We start from the raw sequence: 19054 nt of genomic DNA, 5'->3' as shown, positions 1-19054 counted from the left end.
GGAGCGGAGGCGGCCGCTCCGAACCCGAACCATAGCCCCACTACCAGCGCGAGCGCCGAGCCATTGCCATCACCAGCTTTCGCATGCCGTTCGCCTCCTTATCGATTTCCCGAGTGCGGCACGTTGGCAAGGGGCCCATGAAACGAAGATGAGTCCACCATGAAGGAGGCGCACCCAGTGGCAAAGCGACTCGACGGAGACCCCGAGGTCCTTCGCGACGCCAGAGGTCGTACCGCCCGAGCGGACCAGGCGCAAGCACTTGTCGGCGTGGGGGTGTGTGAGCCGACCAGGCGATGAACAGCGATCCCGCCGAAGCCGGGGCCGCCAGCGCGAACAGGCCCCTGCCAGTGTTCACTCGGCCTCCACTGGCCGCCGCGAACCTGGTTCACAGATCCCGGAGGATCTCGACTGCCGGCGTCCGCGTGGCCCGGACCATGGCCGCTCCCGCTGCGATGACGGCGAGCACCGTGACCCCGACGACGACCGCCAGGTAGCCCAGGGGGATGAACAGGTGCTGTGGCGGCGGGTCGAACACCCCGGTCAGGATCTTCACGATGACGAATGAGATCCCCCAGCCCGCCAGCGCGCCGAGCACCAGGCCGCCGAGGGTGACGTAGGCCGCCTCGCTCCATACGAACGCAGCGAGCTGACGGGACCGGGCGCCCAGCGCGGACGCGATGGCGAACATGCGTCGTCGCTCGGCGAGCCCGAGGGCCAGAACCAGCCCGGACGCCGCGACGGCCAGGATGATGGCGAACGCGAGCTCGAGACGGGTGAGGCCGGACAGGTCGATCGCCGTCAGCCCGGAGAGCGTGACCCGGAGCTCCGTGACGATGTCCTGGACCCTGGCCCCGGAGGTAGGCCCCAGGATGTTCCGCACCTGGGAGGCCACGGCCGGCGGCGACGCGTTCGTCTTGATCAGGAGCGTCTGGTACGCGGGGGAGCCGGTGGCCTTCGCGACGTAGCTCGCGTTGGCCACGAAGAAGGAGTCCCGTGGCGCCGTGGGGAACTCACGGACGATCCCCACGTAGTGGAAGGGCACGATGTGATACGCGTTGTCGCTCGCGAACTGCATGCGCAGCCGGATCAGGTCGCCGGGCTGGAGCTGGAAGTCGCGCACGGTCTCGTCGGACACGAGGACGGCGTCGGGACGGCGGGCCAGGGCGGCGAGCACCTGGCTCGCGTGGCCCCCGGCGAAGAACGCATCCGAGATGTTGGTGGCCTGCCCGATGGTGGACGGGTCGATGCCGAACATGTCCTGGAGGTCGTTGCCGACGTAGGCGAACCGATGCTGCATCGGTTGTGCGTTGACAACGGCCGGCAGCGCGCGCACCTTCGCCAGCGCACCGGCGGGGATCGAGCCGGTTGCCGTGGTGGTCGCCGCGACGTCGGCCCCGTTCGTCAGCTCGGCGTCGACCCGTGCTTGGGCGGCGTACGTCGTGTTGAAGACGGCCGTCGAGAGCGCGAAGGAACCGGTGAGCGCCATGATCACCAGTCCTCTGGAGAGAAGGCGCCGCTGTCGCACCATCGATGCCGCCACCACGCCGGACAGCCCGTGGGCCACCGGCCTCGCGGCGCGGGCCAGGGCCTTGCCCCCTCGGGCCAGGATGCCGCGCGCGAGCCGCCACGTGAACAGCGCGGAGCCCACCCACAATAGGAGCGGCGCTAGCAGGGTGAAGTACGACACCGAGATGGTGGCCACCCCCTCCGGCGCCAGCACGACCTGGTACCCGCTCTTCACCGCCTGCCAGAACACCAGTCCGGCCCCCCCCAGCAGCAGCACGTCAAGGTACAGGCGCGCCCACAACGGCTTTCCCGGGTCGCTGACGGTGGCCTGGGCGGCCCGGACCGTCAGGGTGCGCGCGTCGCGCCACGCCGGCAACAGCACCGTGACGGCTGCCAGGGCCAACCCGAACGCGACGGAGGCGACGGTCCAGACGATGGTCTGGCCGAGGGTCGCTCCCAGCCGGGAGGTCCCGAACGCCATCCGTCCGGCGAGTGCGGCGCCGGCGAGGCCAAGGCCCGAACCGACCACCCCGGCGAGGGCGGCTTCCCCCGCGGCCAGCCGCGTGATGCGCTGCGGCGAGGCCCCGCGCAGGCGAAGCAGCGCCTGCTCCTGGCGGCGCCGTTCGCGCCCGCTGGCGGCGACGACCGCGGTGAGCAGGGCCCCCAGCACGATCCCGGGAAGTCCCAGGAACACGAACAGGAGCTGGGCGTAGATGGCGTCGGCCCGGGCGGCGTCGAGCTGGGCCCCCAGGTTGTTCCCGACGAGCCCGGTGCCGGCGAGCTGGCTCTCGAGGTTGTGCGCTCGGCCCAAGACGTCCACGAAGGACGCTCCCGGGTCCGGAGGAAGGGCGGAGGAGAGGTCCACGTGCACCTGGGTCCGCACCGTGTCGGGCCGGACCTTGGCCACCGGGTCGAACAGCTGGTGCCACATCGCGGCGGGCAACAGCACGACGTTGTCCGGTGGAGCGGTGGGGGCGGCGCCCGGCAGCACGCCGATGGCCTGGAACAGCGAGTCCGCTGTGGGGAGGTCGACGACCCCATCCACCTTCAGCTTGACCGGCGGCTGGCCCGGCCTGCCCAGGGTGATCGTCGTACCGGGGGCGACGTGGAGGTTGGCCGCCGCCTGCTGGGCCAGCAGCACCCCCGAGCGGGCCCCGACGAGGTAGCGAATCACTCCCGAGAAGGTCGTCGCGTAGTTCGGGGGAAGCCCCAGGGCCTTCCCCACACCGGTCACCTGGACGGTACCTGCGGTGGAGGAGGTGAACTTCGTGACGTCCGCATACCCCACCGGCAGCGCCGACAGGACTCCGGGGGCTCGAGCGATGATCCGCTCGGCTTTCGGCACGTTCGCGCCCTGCGCCAGCAGGACCTGCCAGTCGACCGGCACGCCGCGCGATGCCTCCTGGGTCATCCGGGCCTTGCTCGCGGAGAAGAAGGTCCCGAGGGAGGCGAACAACGCGACGGCGAGGGCCACGCCGACGGCAGCTCCGGCCAGCCGAAGGGTTCGCCGGCGCACGAGCCCTCTGAGCCACATCAAGCCGAGCGTAGGGTCACCTCCGCTCTGAGCTGCCCGTCCTCCATCGACCACCTGATGGGGAACAGCCTGGCGATGGCGAGGTCGTGCGTCGCTACGATCACAGCAGCTCCGACCTCACGGGCCCAGGTCAAGAAGGCGTCCATCACGTGCTGTCCGGTCGCCTGGTCCTGCTGCCCGGTGGGCTCGTCGGCCAGGATGAAGGCCGGGCGGCCCACCGTCGCACGGGCCAGGCCCACGCGCTGGGACTGCCCTCCCGAGAGCTCCTCCGGAAGCTTCGTCGCCAGGTCGTCGACTTCGAACCGCACCAGGGCCGCGTGAGCGGCCTCTAGGGCCAGGTCCTCCGCGTCACCGGCCAACAGCCGTGGCAGGGCGACGTTCTCGAGGACGGTGAGGGGGGGCAGGAGGCTGGGGCCCTGGAAGGCGACGGCGACCGGTCCCGGCCGAAGCTGCTCCCTCGGTCCGATGGCGGGCCACTCGACGGTTCCGGAGGAGGGTCCGTCCAGGCCGGCGAGAAGGTGCACAAGAGTGGTCTTGCCGCTCCCGGACGGTCCGACCAGCGCGATGTGCTGCCCGGCCAGGACCTCGCAGGTCGCCCCGGCCACGGCCCTGACGGCCTGGGAGCCCTGCCCGTAGGTCCGGGTGGCTTCCTCGGTCCGTACGAGGGCCTCACTCACGGTCGATCCTCCCGTCCCGGAGGGAGATCACCCGGTCGGCCACCCGGGCCACTCGCTCGCTGTGGGTCACCACCACGACGGTCTTTCCACCCTCGACACGCTCACGGAGAAGTTCCAGCACGACCTCCTCGTTCTGCGCGTCCACCTCGCCGGTCGGCTCGTCCGCCAGCAGCACCGGCGGATCGTTCGCCAGGGCGACCGCCAGTCCTGCCCGCGCGGCCTCCCCTCCCGAGAGCGTCGAGGGCCACGCGGACGCCCGATCGCCCATCCCGACCGACTCGAGCAGCTCGCGAGGCGCGGGCGCGGCGCGGGAGGCTCCGAGCCTCCCGGCCACGCGAACGTTCTGCTCGACCGTCAGGTGATCGAGGAGGTTCCCCGACTGGAGGAGCATCCCGATGAGGCGGGCCCGGAGGGCCGCTCGCCTGGCCTCGGGGCGCCTGGTGATCCGCTCGCCGGCCACGACCACGTGGCCGCCGTCGGGCTCGTCCAGCCCCGCCAGGCATGCGAGGAGGGTAGACTTCCCACTGCCGGAGGGCCCGACGATCGCGACGATCTCTCCCGGCCACGCCGCCAGCGAGACTCCCCGCAGCGCGAACGTCTCCTCGTCGCCCGCGTGGAAGAACCGGTACAGCTCCCGCGCCTCGATCACCGGTTGGGGGCGGTCGCGGTCGGCCTCTACTTCCACCGGAAGCTCTCGGAGATGAGCCGCCAGGGGTCCACGTTGTCCCGGCCCACGGGGGAGGACAGGGTCAGGACGGCCTCCTCACCGTTGTGGAAGAACTCGAAGCGCTGCACGTCGAGCCGGTACTGCTTCCCGGTGACCTGGTCCGGTGCGCTGTTCTCCGTGAAGGTGATCAGCACGGCCGGTCCGGCGGGCAGCGACACGGATTTGATGTCGCCCAGCTGGAACGCGCGCTCGGTCTGGCGGAGCCGCGGCACGTCCGTGGTCCGGGCGGTGGACGTGGTGGGAGCCGAGGACGCGGGGGACCACGCCACGGTGACCACGTTCAGCTTGTTGTCGGTGAAGGTCACCATCGACGAGGCGGTGCTGCGGGACCAGCCCTCCGGAAGGGTCAGCGTGAAGTGGCCGGCCTTCGACGTGTAGGGGATGTACTGGATGTTGTCGGGGATGTCCCCCGGGGGATTGCTCTCCACGGGCACGGGCGATCCGGGTGGAACCGTGCTCGGCTTGGATGACGGGCTCGAGGCCGGAGAGCTGCCACCGGTAGCCGGAGACGACGCCGGTTGGGTGGAGGTGGAACCGCCGGTGGGGGGGCCCACAGTCCCCGTCGAGTTGCTCGCGCAGCCGACGAGCAGGAGCAGGCCGGCCAGGGCGAGGGCGTACGGTCGTGCTCGAAGCCGACGTCTCACTGCAGTGCCTCCTCGTCGGGGCTCATACCTCTTGTACGTCGCCGTCGATGAGAGGAGCGTGAGAATCTTGCCCACCGTGCCCGCATTATCATCGAATTCTCACGAAGCGGTAGGAGACTGGCTTCCGAGGCGCCGATGCGGATCCTGGTGGTGGAGGACGAGATCAAGATGGCCCGGGCAGTTCGCCGGGGCCTGGAGCAGGAGGGCTACGCGGTCGACGTCGTCGGTGACGGGCGGGAGGCGGTCTTTCAGGCAAGCGAAGCCGACTACGACGCGATCGTGCTCGACGTGATGCTACCCGGCCTGGACGGGTTCAGGGTCTGCCACGATCTGCGGGAACGAGGCAGGTGGGCTCCCGTGCTGATGCTGACCGCCCGAGACGGGGTGCAGGACCGCATCCGTGGACTCGACGTCGGGGCCGACGATTACCTCGTCAAGCCGTTCGCGTTCGGTGAGCTCCTCGCCAGGCTCCGGGCCCTGATCCGGCGGGGTCCCTCCGATCGCCCGCCCCTCCTCTCGGCGGGGGACGTGGTACTCGATCCCGCCGCCCACACCGTCACCCGGGCCGGCCGGCCCGTCGAACTGTCCCCCCGCGAGTTCTCGCTCCTGGAGTTCCTCATGCGCCACCCCGGGGAGGTGGTGAGCCGGACTCGGATCCTCGAGCACGTGTGGGACTACAACTACGACGGGGTCTCGAACATTGTGGACGTCTACGTGGGGTACCTGCGAAAGAAGCTGGAGCGTCCCTTCGGCCGGCCCTTCATCCGAACGGTGCGAGGGGTCGGGTACGCGATGGAGCCATCGTGAGCTTTCCGATCCGGGTCCGACTGACAGCGTGGTACGTCGCGTTGCTCGCGGTGATCCTCACCGCATTGGGAGCCTTCCTGCTCATCCGGATGAGAAGCGACCTCGTGGCCGGGATCGACCGGTCTCTCGATTCTCGGGCCGCGCAGATCTCCCTTGCCTATCAAGGCGGGGGGGGTGGTGAGTTCCAAGACGTGACCGACACCTCGCTTGCGGGCCTTCCCATCGGGGAGGCCGCCGCCCAGATCCTGTCCGCTCGAGGCGAGGTGCTGCAGAGCAGCTCGTATGACACCGTCGCGGAGCGGCCCATGATCTCTTCGCCCGCCCTGACCCACCTCGTGAAAGGCAGCCTGGTCCGGCAGACTCTGGTGCTCCGACCGGACGGTGAGTCCTTCCGCGTTCTCGCTCTGCCCCTGCCAGGACCACGTCACGGGGAGGTGCTCGTGGTCGCCACCTCCTTGGAAGATGCGAATCGCTCACTGCACCGGCTGTTGGTCCTGCTCCTGGTCGCCGGGCCGGCCGTGCTGGCGGCGGCCTGGGCCGGGGGGTGGTGGCTTGCCCGAAAGGCCCTGCTCCCGGTGGCCAAGATGACCAAGGAGGCCGCCGAGATCGGCATCGACCGCCTGGACGAGCGCGTGGCGGTTCCGAGCCCCTCAGACGAGCTCCAGCGGCTGGCCACCACGCTGAACGCGATGCTGGACCGGCTGGAACGCGGCGTGGCGGAGAAGCGCCGGTTCGTGGCCAACGCGTCCCACGAGCTCCGCACCCCACTTGCGGTGATGGCCTCGGAGATCGACGTCAGCCTTCGGTCGGACCAGCTCTCACCCGAGGCTCGAGGTGTCCTAGAGAGCGCCCGCGAGGAGGTCGAGCGGATGAGCCGCATGGTTGCAAACCTCCTGACGCTGGCGCGGATCGACGAAGGCAAGTTGGAGCTCCTCCGTTCCTCCGTCGACCTTCACGACGTGGCCGCGACCGTCGCCGACAACATGCGGCCGCTCGCGGACGCCAAGCGGATTCGCATCGACGTCGAGGGAGACGGCGCTTCGGTGTGGGCAGACCGAGATCGGCTGGAGCAGGTGGTCGCCAATCTCGTTGAGAACGCCATCAAGTATTCGGGCCGGGGCGAGGCGGTCACCGTCTCGGTGTGGTGCCGAGCGGGCGAGGCGGGACTCACCGTTGCCGATACGGGATCCGGCATTCCGCCGGACGTGCTGCCCCACGTCTTCGACCGCTTTTTCCGGGTGGACTCCGCCCGGTCTCGGCGCGAGGGAGGTAGCGGGCTTGGCCTCGCCATCTGCAAGGAGATCATGGAGGCCCACAGTGGGTGTATGTCGGCGCAGAGCGAGTTGAAGCGGGGAAGTTCGTTCTCGCTCGCTCTCCCCCTCCGGAGTCCATAGCGGGACTCTCACCCTGGTTTCATCGGCCTCTTGCTACGGTGCGGGCCGTGGAATCGGAAGGAGGTGAAGGGTATGCGAAAGCTGGTGATGGGAATCGCTCTCGCACTCACGCTGGCAGTGGGGCTGTGGCTCGGGATCGGATCGGCTGCCTCCGCTCATCGGCCTTCCAGTGCCAAGCCCGCCCCCGCCCGGGTCGCGAGCATCATCAAGACCCCACAGACACACGCGGCCACGGCGAGCCTGAGCAGCTCCAAGGCCGTCTCGACGTCCCCGAGCTCGCAGCCTCAGGGCTCGAGTGACGAGTCCGCCAGCGAGTCCGAGAGCAACAGCGACGATGTGGCCGGGGACCCAGGAGATGCCCAGGGTGCGGACCATCAGTGTCCCCCGGATTGTCGACCTCTGGAGGTGGGCTAACGGAGATCGCTGTTGGTGAGCAGGGGACGGAAGCCTCGTCCCCCGCTCCACTTCGGCGAACGTGCCGCTTAGGGGAGGACCCCAACGGCCCGGCCATGAAACATGAGCGGCCGCCGGACTGCGAAACGACCAACGGCGAGCAGTCCTGAGAGAGTCGACAAGGCCCGACCGGTTCGCCCCTCGCCGCCTCAAGCGTCCTCGCGCGCGATGGCCCGAGCGTCGACACGGGGCCCGGGTCGAGGTCCTGAGGGTCCTGTGAGCACGCTCGCGGCCGGGAGAGCCTAGTCGCGGGCCGGACATCGGCGCTCCAATCGGGCAGCGGGTCGAGAGCGAAGAAGGGAGCAGTGCGTAGGTCACGCTGCTTCCGGATCGCGGTTCCGCTCCTTGCAAGCTCCCCCCTGGAGAGCACGGCGCCCAGATCCCTGACCTCGGGTGGGCAGCTGATCGAGCGCTCGAGCGATCACGCTGGGCTGGGGCTCGCGATCTGCCGGGAGATCGTGAACGCCCAGGGGGGCAGGATCTGGCCCAGCGAGGCGGGCAAGGGAAGCACCTCTCGCTCGCCCTGCCCCCGGGGTCGCTCCCCGGATCGGTCACACCACCGAGGTCTCCGCCATCCCTTGACCCGGCACGTCGCCCCATCCGAACCCGCCGTTGCATCGGGATGAGGCTTCGCTGAGAACTGGCGTCCAGGCCCCCGTTTTCACGGTCGTCTCACAGAGCCTCGGGTACGGTCCTTCCGACGAGAGGAGGTGAATGAAATGCGGAAGGTACTGGCAGTCGTTTCAGTCACGGTCACGCTGGCTCTGGGGCTGTGGCTCACGATCGGTGCCGGACCATCGAGCTCCCGGACACACCCGAGTTCCTACAAGGGGCAAGGGACCACCCGGACCGTCAAATCGGTGGGCCACGCCCACGTCGCGAAGGCATCCTCCAAGCTGCACGCCAGCCTCGGGTCGCTTCGTTACGCGTCCGGGCCTACCGGGCCGAGCGGACCGACGGGCGAGCAGGGGTCGCAGAATGGGGACGAATCGGAGAGCGCTTCCGAGTCCGAGACCGACTCGGAGAACGGTGGCGGCAACGAGACGGATACCCACGAGGATCCCGCCGGCCAAGACGTCAACCACGAATGCCCTCCGAATTGCGATACCGCGAACGGAGAGCAGCCCTGACATAGAGCACCTCGAGACCCGATCCCGGGGGGCGGCCGCGACGAGCGCCGCCCCCCCATGTCACGGCATGAGCCCTGGACGGATCAGGACACAGCCGGCCAACTGCATGGCGAAGGCCAGCAGGCTGGAAGCCGTGATGTCATGGCCGGCTCCACGGTGCAGCGGCCCCGTGTGGCGGCGCTCCGCGCCGACCCGCGTTCAAAGGCCGGTGCCGGGGTACGATCCGCGCACATGACCCCGGGCGGACACGTGCACCGCAATCTCCGCCTCCCCTCCTGGCGGGTGACGCTGATCTCGCTGGTTGTGCTCAACATTCTGGGCATGGGTGCCGCCCTGGCCGGCGAGGTTACTGAGGGTCCCGATGCCGCCGAACATCACGCCATCACGCGACGGACACCGACACCGGCGTCCGCGCCAACCGCTCCGAGCCCTCCCGCCACATCGAAGGGTCCCACCCCTTCCCCGCCGGGTCACAGCTACGCATTGCCGTTTCCTCCCCTCAGCTCCGTGTACGCGGCGGACGGACCTCAGGACTTCAGCCCCACCGTGCGGGGGATTCCCGAGCGGGTGTACGTGCCGAACACGCTGGACGGGACCGTGGACGTGATCGATCCGACAACGTATCGGGTCGTGAGGCAGCTGCGCGTGGGCGGCCAGCCCCACCACGTCACCCCGTCGTGGGACCTCAAGCATCTGTACGTGGACAACCCGGGGAGCGACCGGCTCCAGGTCATCGACCCTCGCACCGGAAGGATCCTCCGGAGCATCCCGGTGGCAAGCCCGTACAACCTGTACTTCACCCCCGACGGGACCAAAGCCATCGTGGTCGCCGAGTACGACCAGCTCATCCAGTTCCGCGACCCCCACACCTGGCAGCTCCTCAAGCAGGTGAAGATCCCCTGGCCGGGGGCCGACCACATGGACTTCTCCGCGGACGGGTCCTATCTCCTGGTGAGCTGCGAGTACAGCGGCATCGTGGTGCGGGTGAGCACGAAGACCATGGCCATCACCGGGACGATCCAGGTGGGAGGGCGCCCCATCGACGTCAAGGTGTCGCCCGACGGAAAGGTGTTCTACGTGGCGAACCAGGGCCTCTCCGGCGTCTCCGTCGTCGATCCCGTCCACCTCCGGCAGATCTCGTTCATCCGCACGGGGGTAGGGGCCCACGGATTCGCCGTAGGCCGGAACGGTCGGTTCCTGTACGTGAGCAACCGGATCGAGGGGAGCATCTCTGTGATCAGCTTCCGGACCCGGCGGCAGGTGGCGAAGTGGCATGTGGGTGGGTCTCCCGACATGCTGCAGGTCTCCCCCGACGGTTCCACGCTGTGGGCGTCGAACCGCTTCGGCGACTCGGTCTCCGTGATCTCCACGTCGACGGGCCACGTGTTGCGCGCGATCCGGGTCGGCAACGGCCCGCATGGTCTCGCCTACTTCCCCGAGCCCGGGCGCTACAGCGTGGGGCACAACGGCGTGTACCGGTGGGGCGTCGAGCCCGCCGATCGGCCGGACAGCTTCTCTCTTGGACCCCCGCCCGAAGAACGCATGGCCTCACGCGTCAAAGACGAGCTCCACGCGGGCGCCGCCCCCGTCCAGGTTCTCGGCGGTGGCGTGCCCGCCGTGCGCCTCAGCGACCGCCTTCACGATCGTGAGTCCCAGCCCGGCGCCGCCCTGACCATCGGTCGAGGGCCCTCCGACGAACGGGTGGAAGACGGTTCCGTCGACGAGCTGCGGCGGGAAGCCGGGGCCATCGTCGTCCACCCGAATTCGGAGCGTCCCGTTCTCCCGAATGCCCGCGACCCGGACGGAAGAACACCCGCCGTGGCTGAGCGCGTTCTCCAGAAGGTTCTGAACCGCCTGCCGGATCCTGTCTGGATCGAGGTGCACGGGCTCGTCGGGGGCGTCCACATGGAGGACACCTCCATGGGAAGCTGCTCGTTCCCGGAATGGAGCCGCAGCCTCCTCCAGCAGGCCACGGAAGGAGACATCGACCCGCCGGACGGGGAGCCGGCCCCCGCGGGTCCGGGCCAGCACGAGCAGATCCTGCGCCAGGCGAACAAGCCGATCGGTCTGCACCGACGCCAAGCGAACCGTGGCCTCCAGTGCGGCGGCGTCGCGTGGCCGCGCCAGCGCCAGGTCGAGCTCGGCCTTCAGCGTGGCCAGCGGCGTGCGCAGCTCGTGGCTCGCGTCGTCCACGAACCGGTGCTCCCGCTGCAGGGCTTCCTGCAATCGCGCCAGCAGGTCGTTGAAGGTCTCGGAGAGCCGAGCCAGCTCGCTCGTGCTCGCTACGGCCAAGCGAGCCTCCACGTCGGACACGGAGATCGCCTCCGCCTCTCGCCGCATCCGCTCGACGGGGCGAAGGGCGGCGCCGGCCAGCGCCCAACCGGCCCACGAGGACAGCGCGAGCGCCCCGGGGCCGCCGACCGAGAGCATCAGGAGGAGGTTGGAGAGCGCTTCCTTTCGATCGCCGAGCGGTGCGCCGAGCGCGAGCAGCAACCCCACCCCTCCCACTCGAACGGGGACAACCAGCAGCCGCGACGGATCGTCCACGCCCACGACCTTCCGGGTGAGGAACGTCGGGCGCGAGATCGATCGGAGGGTGGCGGCATCGACCATGGGCGCACGGGCCACCGCTGGCGTCGTGTCGACGATCCGTCCCTCTCGGTCGAGGACCTGGGCGTAGGCCTCGTCGGGGTCGATCAGCTTGTGCCCGGTCGCGACCGGCAGGGGGCCGTTCGGCTTGAGAGCGGGCAGCGTCAGCCCCGCGCGGGACCGCAGATCGAGGTCCACGCTCTGCAGCAGCGTTGCCCCCATCCGGACGTACAGGAAGGCGCCGAGCGCGGCGAGGACCACCGCCATACCCACGGCGAAGGCGAGGGTCAGGCGAAGCCTAAGCGAGGTCCGCACGCTCATGGTCGGCGCGGAGTCGGTAGCCGGCCCCCCGGACGGTCTCCAGGCTCCGACCCCCGAACGGCCGGTCGATCTTCTGCCTGAGGTACCCGACGTAGACCTCGACGACGTTCGAATCGCTGTCGAAGGCGAAGTCCCAGACGTGTTCAATGAGCTCAGTCTTCGAGATGACGCGGTCTGGGTAGCGCATGAAGAACTCCAGGAGCGCGAACTCCTTGGGGGTAAGCGAGATCTCGGCGTCGCCACGGCGCACCTCGCGGGTGGCCGGGTCCAACGTCAGGTCCCCGACAGACAGCACCGACGGCCGCTCCGTCGCGCCGCGTCGCATCAGCGCCCGGAGCCGCGCAAGCAGTTCGTCGAAGGAGAACGGCTTCGTCACATAGTCGTCGGCACCGAGGTCGAGCCCCCGGACCCGATCCTCCACCGCGTCCCGAGCCGTGAGGACCAGCACCGGGGCCCACCGCCCGGCTTTCCGAAGTTCGGCGAGGACATCGAAGCCCGGCCGGTCGGGCAGGATGAGGTCGAGCACGATGGCGTCGTAGTCGTACTCGCGAGCGAACCACGCCCCCTCGTCTCCCGTCCCGGCCACGTCCACGGCGAGGCCCTCCTCCTCCAGGCCGCGCTTCAGCACGTCGGCCATTGGCGCCTCGTCCTCCACGACCAGCACACGCACCGGGAACCTCCCTGCTCAGGCTACCCCCGGGAACATAAGCGAGCGCTGAGAACGCCTCGAGTTCTCGGCGCCCCGGAAGGCCCCGCTCTCCTCTCAGCAGGCTCTTATCGGGGTCCTCCTACCGTAGCGTTGCCCTAGGTGAGGAGGAAGCCATGATCCGGAAGCTGATCGTTCTGATGGGGGCCGCGGCCGCACTGGCCGCGTGCAGCTCGGCCGGCGGGACCCCGCCGACCTCGTCGGTGCCCGTCCCGACCGGCACCGCGGCTCCATCCCCTCGATACTCGTTCCCGCCCTATCATCCGACGATCGACTCGGCGAACTTCTCGACCGCCATCACCAACCCCTACATGCCGTTCACGCCGGGAACGACGGCCGTTTACACGGGGACCCGCGACGGCATCCCGCTGCGCATCGAGGTCACCGTCACCACTGACACGAAGACGATCATGGGGGTCCAGTGCATCGTGGTCAGAGACATCGTGACCGGCGCCCTGGAGGAACGGACCACCGACTGGTACGCGCAGGACACGGCCGGCAACGTGTGGTACTTCGGCGAAGACACGAAGGAACTGAAGAACGGCGCCGTCACCAGCACTGCAGGATCCTGGGAAGCCGGGATCGACGGCGCCCTGCCGGGCATCGTCATGCCCGCGCATCCGACTCCCGACGGCCCGTACCGCGAGGAATACCGGCCGGGCGTGGCGGAGGACGTCGCCAAGGTCCTGCGTGCAGACGCGTCGGTGAAGACCCCTGCGGGCGCCTACCACAACGTGGTGGTGACGGAGAACACCGACCAGCTGGACGTGGCCAAGCTCGAGCACAAGTTCTACGCGAGCGGCGTCGGCATTGTCGCCCTGAACGGAGTGGTCAACGGGCATCACGAGGTCGTGCAGCTCTCCACGCTCCTGGCCACGAAATGACGGCGGCGTCTGTCGATTCCGGGCGGGCCGGGCCCGTGGTGGAGGCCCGGGGGCTCTACCACATCTACCGTGAGACGGAGGTGGAGACGGTGGCGCTGCGGGACGCGGGGCTGGTCCTCGAGCGGGCGTCGTGGACGAGCGTCATGGGGCCGTCGGGGAGCGGGAAGAGCACGCTGGTGCACGTGCTGGCCGGCCTCATCGAGCCAAACGGCGGTTCCGTCATGGTCGACATGCAGGACATCACCCGGCTCTCACCTCCGGATCGGGCTCGTTGGCGCCGGCGCTCGGTCGGGGTGGTGCTCCAGCGGGACAACCTCCATCCGCTCCTGGACGCGGGCGACAACGTCGCGCTGCCGCTGCGACTGGAAGGCAGGCCCCGGCGAGCGGTGCGGGCCCGGGTAGACGAGTTGCTCGAACGGGTCGGGCTCTCGGAGCGGCGGCGCCACACCTTGGCCCAGCTCTCGGGAGGAGAGGCGCAGCGGGCCGCCATTGCCGTGGCCCTGGCGCCGGAACCGAAGATCCTCCTGGCCGACGAGCCGACCGGCGAGCTCGACGAGGAGACGGCCTCCGCCGTCCTCGACCTGCTCGCAGAGCTGCGGAACCGCGAAGGAGCAACCCTGCTCACGGTCACCCACAACCCGCAGGTGGCCGAGCGCGCGGATCGGCGGCTCACCATGCGCGACGGACAGGTGTTCGATGCCGACTGACGTGCCGGCGGTGGACGTCGTGAGCGTGACCCGAACGTTCGAGGCGGGCGGGAAGACCGTGCGCGGGCTCGACCGTGCGTCGCTCAGCGTCCCTGCGGGCGAGGTGGTGGCGGTGATGGGCCCGAGCGGGTCCGGCAAGAGCACGCTGCTCTTCCTCCTGGGCGGGCTCGACGAGCCTGACGAGGGAACGGTTCGAGTGAACGGGGTGGACTGGAGCACGCTGCGAGGGGCGGAACGGGCTCGGTTCCGTCGGCGTTCCTGCGGGTTCATCGCCCAGGGGCTCACGCTCCTGCCGCAGGCCACGGCGGCGGAGAACGTGGAGGTCCCGATGCTGCTCGACGGTGTGGAGCCCGACGTTCGCCGCCGTCGCTTGGCCGAAGCGCTGGAGCGAGTCGGGCTGAACGGGGACGGCGCCAAGCTCACCGACCAGCTCTCCGGCGGCCAGCAGCAACGCGTCGCCATCGCCCGGGCGCTGGTGAACGAGCCCGCCGTCGTCCTGGCGGACGAGCCGACGGGAAGCCTCGACTCCGTCACCGGCCAGGCCGTGACCGACCTGCTCGTGTCGGCGTCGAGGGAGCGGGGGTCGGCCGTCGTGCTGGTCACGCACGATCCAGCTGTCGCGCGTCACGCCGACCGGATCCTGCGTCTACATTCGGGGAGGCTCGAGCCATGACGCTGTGGCTCGTCCGCAAGACCGTCCGCCGCGCCCCTCGCCGGCTGGTGCTGGGAGCCCTGGGGGTCGCCTTTCCTGTGGCCATGTTCGGGGCCACCCTGTTCTTCGTGGACGATGCCGCCCGCTCCATGACTCGAGTCGCGCTCGCACCGGTGCAGATCGAGATGCGTGCCCTGACGACCTCACTGAACGTGGACGTCGGGAAGCTGAGTCGGCGGCTCTCCGCTGTCCCAGGCGTACGAAGCGTGGAGCCGTTCGGCGCCGCGGATGTAGTCGTGCACGCCGCCGGCACTTCGGGTGGGTGGACCGCGCGTCTGTTCGCCGTGGACCCCAGCTACCTCCAGCACCGCCCCTGGCTTCGCGTCGTGAGCGGGCAGCTCGCGTCTGGGGCGATGCTCGACCAGTCGTTGCACGACACCCCGGGCTTCGGCTCCGCGAAGTCCATCACGATCAGCCTGCCCGGCGACGCCCCACCGCTCGCGCTGACGCTTCCCGTGACCGGCACGGCCGACCTCCGGCGGGCCACCACCTGGTTCTCCGTCCCGTACGGCGAGGTGCAGGGCGACATCGTCACCCTTCCCCGTGCCCTGATCATCGACTTCTCGACCTTCGAACGGGCCGTGCTGCCCGTCCTGCGCCAATGGGCGACGAGCGGCGGGCTCCCGCCGTTCGATCCCGGTTCCGACGAGCTGCCGTCCGCCAGCCTCGAGGCCCACGTCAGCGTGGACCACTTGGCATACCCGTCGGACCCTGCGCGTGCGGCGAACTTCTCAGGTCAGTTCCGGCGAACGCTCGAGCGACAGGCGGCAGGCGCTGCCCTCGTCGCCGACAATACGCTCGAGACGCTGACGGAAGCCTCGATCGACGCCACGAACGCGAAGATTCTCTTCCTGCTGCTGGGGATCCCGGGCGTGCTGGTGGCGGGGGCGCTCGGGATCGCCGCGGGTTCCGCCTTGGCGGAGGCCCGCCGCCGCGAGGAGGCCCTCCTCCGGCTGCGCGGAGCGACCGGCGGGCAGGTGGCGGGCGTGGCCGCAGCCGAGGCGGGGATCGCCGGGTTCGTGGGCTCCATCATCGGGTTGGTCGTGGCGGCGCTCGCCGTGGGTGCGGTCACCGGGCACGCGGTGTGGAGCGGGACCTCGCCCGGCCGGATCGTGATCAACGTCCTCCTGGCCCTCGGCGTGGGTGCGCTGGTGACGGGGATCCGGCTCGTGCGTCTCCGTCGGGCCAGCCGTCGCTCCGAGGTGGCGCTGGAGCGCCGACTGCTGGAGCGGGGGTGGACGCCGGTGTGGCGAAGGGCCTACCTGGACGTGGTCGCCATCGCCGTGGGCGGGGGGATCCTCGGCATCAACGCGCTGGCCGGAGGGCTGAAACAGGATCCCACCGGCTCGATCACGTCCCTGGCCCTGTCGTTCTACGTGCTGCTCGCGCCAATCGCCCTGTGGTTGGGTCTCGGTCTGTTGTCCATCCGCGGCATGCTGGCCGTCCTCACCCGCCGGACCCGCCCGGAGCGGGCCCGCCCGCTGTCATCGTGGGGAGGAGCGTCCCTGCGATGGTTCGGGCGGCGCCCGGCGCGAACCGCGATCGCACTCTTGCTCGGGGCCCTGGCCGTGGCCTTCGGCACCGAGGTGGTCGCCTTCGCGGCCACGTACCGGACCGCCAAGGTGGCCGACGCCCGGTCGGCCCTGGGATCGGATCTCCGGCTCACGCCGGGCGACCCGCTGTTCACGCTCCCGTCGCTCGATCGGTCGGGCGTGGTGGCGACCAGCCCGTTCCGTCTGGTCCCGGCGCGGGCGGGGGGCGACCGCAAGACCATCCTGGCCGTCGACCTCGCCTCCTATCAGGCGACGGTCACCGTCGCGCCCCGGATCGTCGACGGCCGAGGCTTCGACGGCCTCGCCGCCGACCCCATGGGGGTCGTCGTCTCGACGGAGGTCGCACACGACTTCGCGGTGCGCCCCGGCGACACGCTCCCGCTGATCATCTACCCCGACGACTTCGAGAACAGCACGAACTTGAAGCTGCAAGTCGTGGGCGTGTTCCGATCCTTCCCGCCGGATTCCCCCTTCTCGGAGATGGTCACTTCGACCGCGATCCTGCCTCCATCGGTGGTGGCCCCGCCTGACTTCTACCTGGCCCGCGTCGCGCCCGGACGCTCGGCGACCGCTGTGGCCGCCGAGCTTCGTCGGGGTCCACTCAACGGGAAGTTCGGCGTATCGACCCTGGGCAATCCGACGCAGCGCGGGCTGACGGCACTCAACCTGGGAGGACTGAGCAGGATCGAGTCGCTGGGGGGGGCGCTGGTGGCGGCGATCGGCGTGGCGGTCCTGGGGGCGTTCCTCGTCCTCGAACGTCGCAGGGAGTTCGCGATCCTCCGCGCGACAGGGGCCAGCACGCAGCAGGTCCTGACCGGACCAGGACAGGAGGGGATGGCCGCGGTCCTGGGCAGCGTGCTCATCGGCGTGCCGGTCGGGCTCGGCCTCGGCATGCTCACGGTCCGGGTGCTGGGGCTCTTCTTCAACCTCCCACCGCCGCTGCTGAGCGTTCCAATCGCCTCGCTCGCCGGCCTCGTCGGGTTCATGGTGGCCACCTCGGCGGTGGCCCTCGGCGGCGCGCTCCTCGCCGTCAACCGCGTCCGGGCCGCCACGGTCCTGCGCGAGCCGTGAGACCGTTCCCATCGGAGCCTCTCTCTCAGCGTCTTCTCAGGTCCGCTCCAGCTGGCGGCGCGCTCCTCGTCCCGAAGGAAGGCCTTGCGCTCCCCCCAGGCCACGACGAGGTTCCGCGTTCGGACGTACTTCTCGAGGCCGGGCGGCGGGCTGTCCAGGTGACGGACCTTGACGTGGCGCTTCCGGCCGACCTTCTCCAGGAGCTGAACCTGGACGAGGAGCACGCCCGTCCGCACTACCAGCCGCATCCCGTACCGGCGGCCGACGGCCAGCTCGTCGCCCCTGCACGGGCGAGGAATAGCTCGGCCGCCGGGCCCGCTCAATCACGGAGCGGGCGCTCCAGTGCGGCCTCCTGCTCAGCCGTCAGCACCTCGATCTACTCTGCCCCCATGGCAAGAAGCGAGGGTGGCAAAGCGGTCCCATCGCCCTCCCCCGAGGAGTTCGAGAAGTACGCCGGCGCCACGCCGCGGCGCCGTCGGGGTGCTTCCATCAAGAGGGAGGACCACTCGACCACTCGGCCGAGACGGGACCTGGAGAGGGCAATCGAGGCAGTCGATCTCGCGCTCCGCTGGCCCCAGCTTGAGGCCGCGCTGATTGCCGCCCGGGCAGGGGCACCGGGGGTTCGAGAGCTCAGCAGTACGTGTAGGTGCCGATGCTGCGAAGCTCACCGTCGAACGAAACGGCTACCGGGACAGACAGCAGCGAGGGAAGGAAGCAACGATCACACCAGAGGGCTTGCGGCTCCTCCAGGAGATCCAGCCGCACATTCACGATGGCTCCGGGGAGCGCCATCAGTCGAGTCCTTCCGCGTCGGCGGTCTCCACCTCGGGCGCTCGCATCCTGAGCCTCGCGTTCGGGGTCAGCCCCAGCTCCTTGGCGAGAGGGAGGACGTTCAGCCGGTACCACTCCGCCCGCTTCGGCTGCTCCATCTTGCGGTTGACTGACCACGCCTCGCAATACGTGACAAGCAGGGCCCGGTCGAGAAGCGAGAGCAGACGCAGACGGGTGAGCTCCACCACCGCCCGCTTCCACTCGCGCTTCGCCTCGGCGTCGAGGTCCGCCGGCGGAGTGGGAGCGGCAACGACAGCCTGCACACCTTCGGCCGCCGGCTTGTGACGGTTGCCGTGCAGCTCGCGGACGTTGGCCGGCATCGGGATGGTGCCTCGCGCTCCCATGCTCCCAATCCTTGACCCGGCTTCAAGGATTGAGCGGCACGACTCCCGACGATGCTCCGGTCAGGCTCGTCCCTGCACTGAGGCCGAGGGGGCATAGCGCCGACAAGCACGACCACGGCGAGAGCTGAGTTACAGGCGCACCGGCACCACAGAGACGAGCGCGACCGCGACGACACCAGGCGGGGTGGACACCGGGAGACGTGCCCCCCGTTCGCAGAAGTTCACGGGTGTTTGCTGGAGTTGCACAAACTACACGGGTGTCGTTAGGGGGGCTAAGTGCTCTGGCTCGTAAGTTCGCCAACGTATTCCTTTGACCAGCGGCCTGGCTCACGCCGCCGGGGAAAGGATCTGTCGCTCTTCGAGCCGCCGCATCAGGTTGCGTAGGTCCCTCCGGGTGAACTTCCACTGGAACGGCTTGGCGGTGGTCTCGTAGCGTCGCTCGAACGCCAGCAGGCGGTGCTCTA

Annotated in this window: 14 protein-coding genes; 6 read left to right on the top strand and 8 right to left on the bottom strand. The window is 69.7% G+C overall.

All coding sequences use genetic code 11. The annotated features are described in order from the left end of the window. Nucleotides 1-385: 385 nt before the first annotated feature. From M3Q23_15270 to M3Q23_15255, 4 genes are read right to left on the bottom strand one after another with little or no spacing between them, the layout of a single operon-like run. Nucleotides 386-3040, bottom strand: a complete 2655-nt coding sequence (locus M3Q23_15270; GenBank protein ID MDP9343420.1) for an FtsX-like permease family protein — start codon at nt 3038-3040, stop codon at nt 386-388. Beyond that, nucleotides 3040-3717, bottom strand: a complete 678-nt coding sequence (locus M3Q23_15265) for an ABC transporter ATP-binding protein (GenBank protein ID MDP9343419.1) — start codon at nt 3715-3717, stop codon at nt 3040-3042. The genes M3Q23_15270 and M3Q23_15265 overlap by 1 nt, the downstream gene beginning before the upstream one ends. Further along, nucleotides 3710-4402, bottom strand: a complete 693-nt coding sequence (locus tag M3Q23_15260) for an ABC transporter ATP-binding protein (GenBank protein ID MDP9343418.1) — start codon at nt 4400-4402, stop codon at nt 3710-3712. Before M3Q23_15260 ends, M3Q23_15265 begins: the two co-directional genes overlap by 8 nt. Continuing rightward, nucleotides 4393-4878, bottom strand: coding sequence for a hypothetical protein (locus tag M3Q23_15255; protein ID MDP9343417.1), 486 nt, complete (start codon nt 4876-4878; stop codon nt 4393-4395). Before M3Q23_15255 ends, M3Q23_15260 begins: the two co-directional genes overlap by 10 nt. Nucleotides 4879-5223: 345 nt before the next feature. Here M3Q23_15255 and M3Q23_15250 point away from each other — a divergent pair, with 345 nt between their 5' ends. Further along, nucleotides 5224-5895 carry a response regulator transcription factor gene (locus tag M3Q23_15250; GenBank protein ID MDP9343416.1) on the top strand — a complete coding sequence of 224 codons (672 nt, stop codon included), beginning with the start codon at nt 5224-5226 and terminating at the stop codon, nt 5893-5895. Then, complete coding sequence (locus M3Q23_15245) at nt 5892-7289, top strand: ATP-binding protein (GenBank protein MDP9343415.1); 1398 nt, start codon at nt 5892-5894, stop codon at nt 7287-7289. Before M3Q23_15250 ends, M3Q23_15245 begins: the two co-directional genes overlap by 4 nt. Before the next feature lie 3131 nt (nt 7290-10420). On the opposite strand, the gene M3Q23_15240 is transcribed toward M3Q23_15245, so the two are convergent. Next, complete coding sequence (locus tag M3Q23_15240; protein ID MDP9343414.1) at nt 10421-11782, bottom strand: HAMP domain-containing histidine kinase; 1362 nt, start codon at nt 11780-11782, stop codon at nt 10421-10423. Next, complete coding sequence (locus M3Q23_15235) at nt 11760-12452, bottom strand: response regulator transcription factor (GenBank protein MDP9343413.1); 693 nt, start codon at nt 12450-12452, stop codon at nt 11760-11762. Before M3Q23_15235 ends, M3Q23_15240 begins: the two co-directional genes overlap by 23 nt. Nucleotides 12453-12604: 152 nt before the next feature. Here M3Q23_15235 and M3Q23_15230 point away from each other — a divergent pair, with 152 nt between their 5' ends. Genes M3Q23_15230 through M3Q23_15215 form a run of 4 tightly spaced genes read left to right on the top strand, consistent with a single transcriptional unit; the run spans nt 12605 to nt 17415 of the window. After that, nucleotides 12605-13372, top strand: a complete 768-nt coding sequence (locus M3Q23_15230) for a hypothetical protein (protein ID MDP9343412.1) — start codon at nt 12605-12607, stop codon at nt 13370-13372. After that, nucleotides 13369-14079: an ABC transporter ATP-binding protein gene (locus M3Q23_15225; protein MDP9343411.1), complete on the top strand. Its 711-nt coding sequence runs from the start codon at nt 13369-13371 to the stop codon at nt 14077-14079. Before M3Q23_15230 ends, M3Q23_15225 begins: the two co-directional genes overlap by 4 nt. Further along, complete coding sequence (locus tag M3Q23_15220; protein ID MDP9343410.1) at nt 14069-14752, top strand: ABC transporter ATP-binding protein; 684 nt, start codon at nt 14069-14071, stop codon at nt 14750-14752. The genes M3Q23_15225 and M3Q23_15220 overlap by 11 nt, the downstream gene beginning before the upstream one ends. After that, nucleotides 14749-17415: an ABC transporter permease gene (locus tag M3Q23_15215; GenBank protein ID MDP9343409.1), complete on the top strand. Its 2667-nt coding sequence runs from the start codon at nt 14749-14751 to the stop codon at nt 17413-17415. The genes M3Q23_15220 and M3Q23_15215 overlap by 4 nt, the downstream gene beginning before the upstream one ends. Before the next feature lie 630 nt (nt 17416-18045). Here M3Q23_15215 and M3Q23_15210 read toward each other — a convergent pair. Both M3Q23_15210 and M3Q23_15205 read right to left on the bottom strand, forming a co-directional pair. Further along, on the bottom strand, nt 18046-18207 hold the full coding sequence (locus M3Q23_15210) for a hypothetical protein (GenBank protein MDP9343408.1): 162 nt from the start codon (nt 18205-18207) through the stop codon (nt 18046-18048). Continuing rightward, nucleotides 18207-18590, bottom strand: coding sequence for a P27 family phage terminase small subunit (locus M3Q23_15205; protein MDP9343407.1), 384 nt, complete (start codon nt 18588-18590; stop codon nt 18207-18209). The genes M3Q23_15210 and M3Q23_15205 overlap by 1 nt, the downstream gene beginning before the upstream one ends. Nucleotides 18591-19054: the final 464 nt, after the last annotated feature.

The organism is Actinomycetota bacterium, assembly GCA_030774015.1.
Classification (GTDB): domain Bacteria; phylum Actinomycetota; class UBA4738; order UBA4738; family JACQTL01; genus JALYLZ01.
This window is presented reverse-complemented; position numbering and strand designations above follow the sequence as displayed.

Coding starts and splice junctions, on each gene's coding strand:
- M3Q23_15270 (MDP9343420.1), bottom strand. CDS start 3,040: ATGTGGCTCAGAGGGCTCGTGCGCCGGCGAACCCTTCGGCTGGCCGGA.
- M3Q23_15250 (MDP9343416.1), top strand. CDS start 5,224: ATGCGGATCCTGGTGGTGGAGGACGAGATCAAGATGGCCCGGGCAGTT.
- M3Q23_15240 (MDP9343414.1), bottom strand. CDS start 11,782: ATGAGCGTGCGGACCTCGCTTAGGCTTCGCCTGACCCTCGCCTTCGCC.
- M3Q23_15230 (MDP9343412.1), top strand. CDS start 12,605: ATGATCCGGAAGCTGATCGTTCTGATGGGGGCCGCGGCCGCACTGGCC.
- M3Q23_15225 (MDP9343411.1), top strand. CDS start 13,369: ATGACGGCGGCGTCTGTCGATTCCGGGCGGGCCGGGCCCGTGGTGGAG.
- M3Q23_15220 (MDP9343410.1), top strand. CDS start 14,069: ATGCCGACTGACGTGCCGGCGGTGGACGTCGTGAGCGTGACCCGAACG.
- M3Q23_15215 (MDP9343409.1), top strand. CDS start 14,749: ATGACGCTGTGGCTCGTCCGCAAGACCGTCCGCCGCGCCCCTCGCCGG.
- M3Q23_15210 (MDP9343408.1), bottom strand. CDS start 18,207: ATGGCGCTCCCCGGAGCCATCGTGAATGTGCGGCTGGATCTCCTGGAG.
- M3Q23_15205 (MDP9343407.1), bottom strand. CDS start 18,590: ATGGGAGCGCGAGGCACCATCCCGATGCCGGCCAACGTCCGCGAGCTG.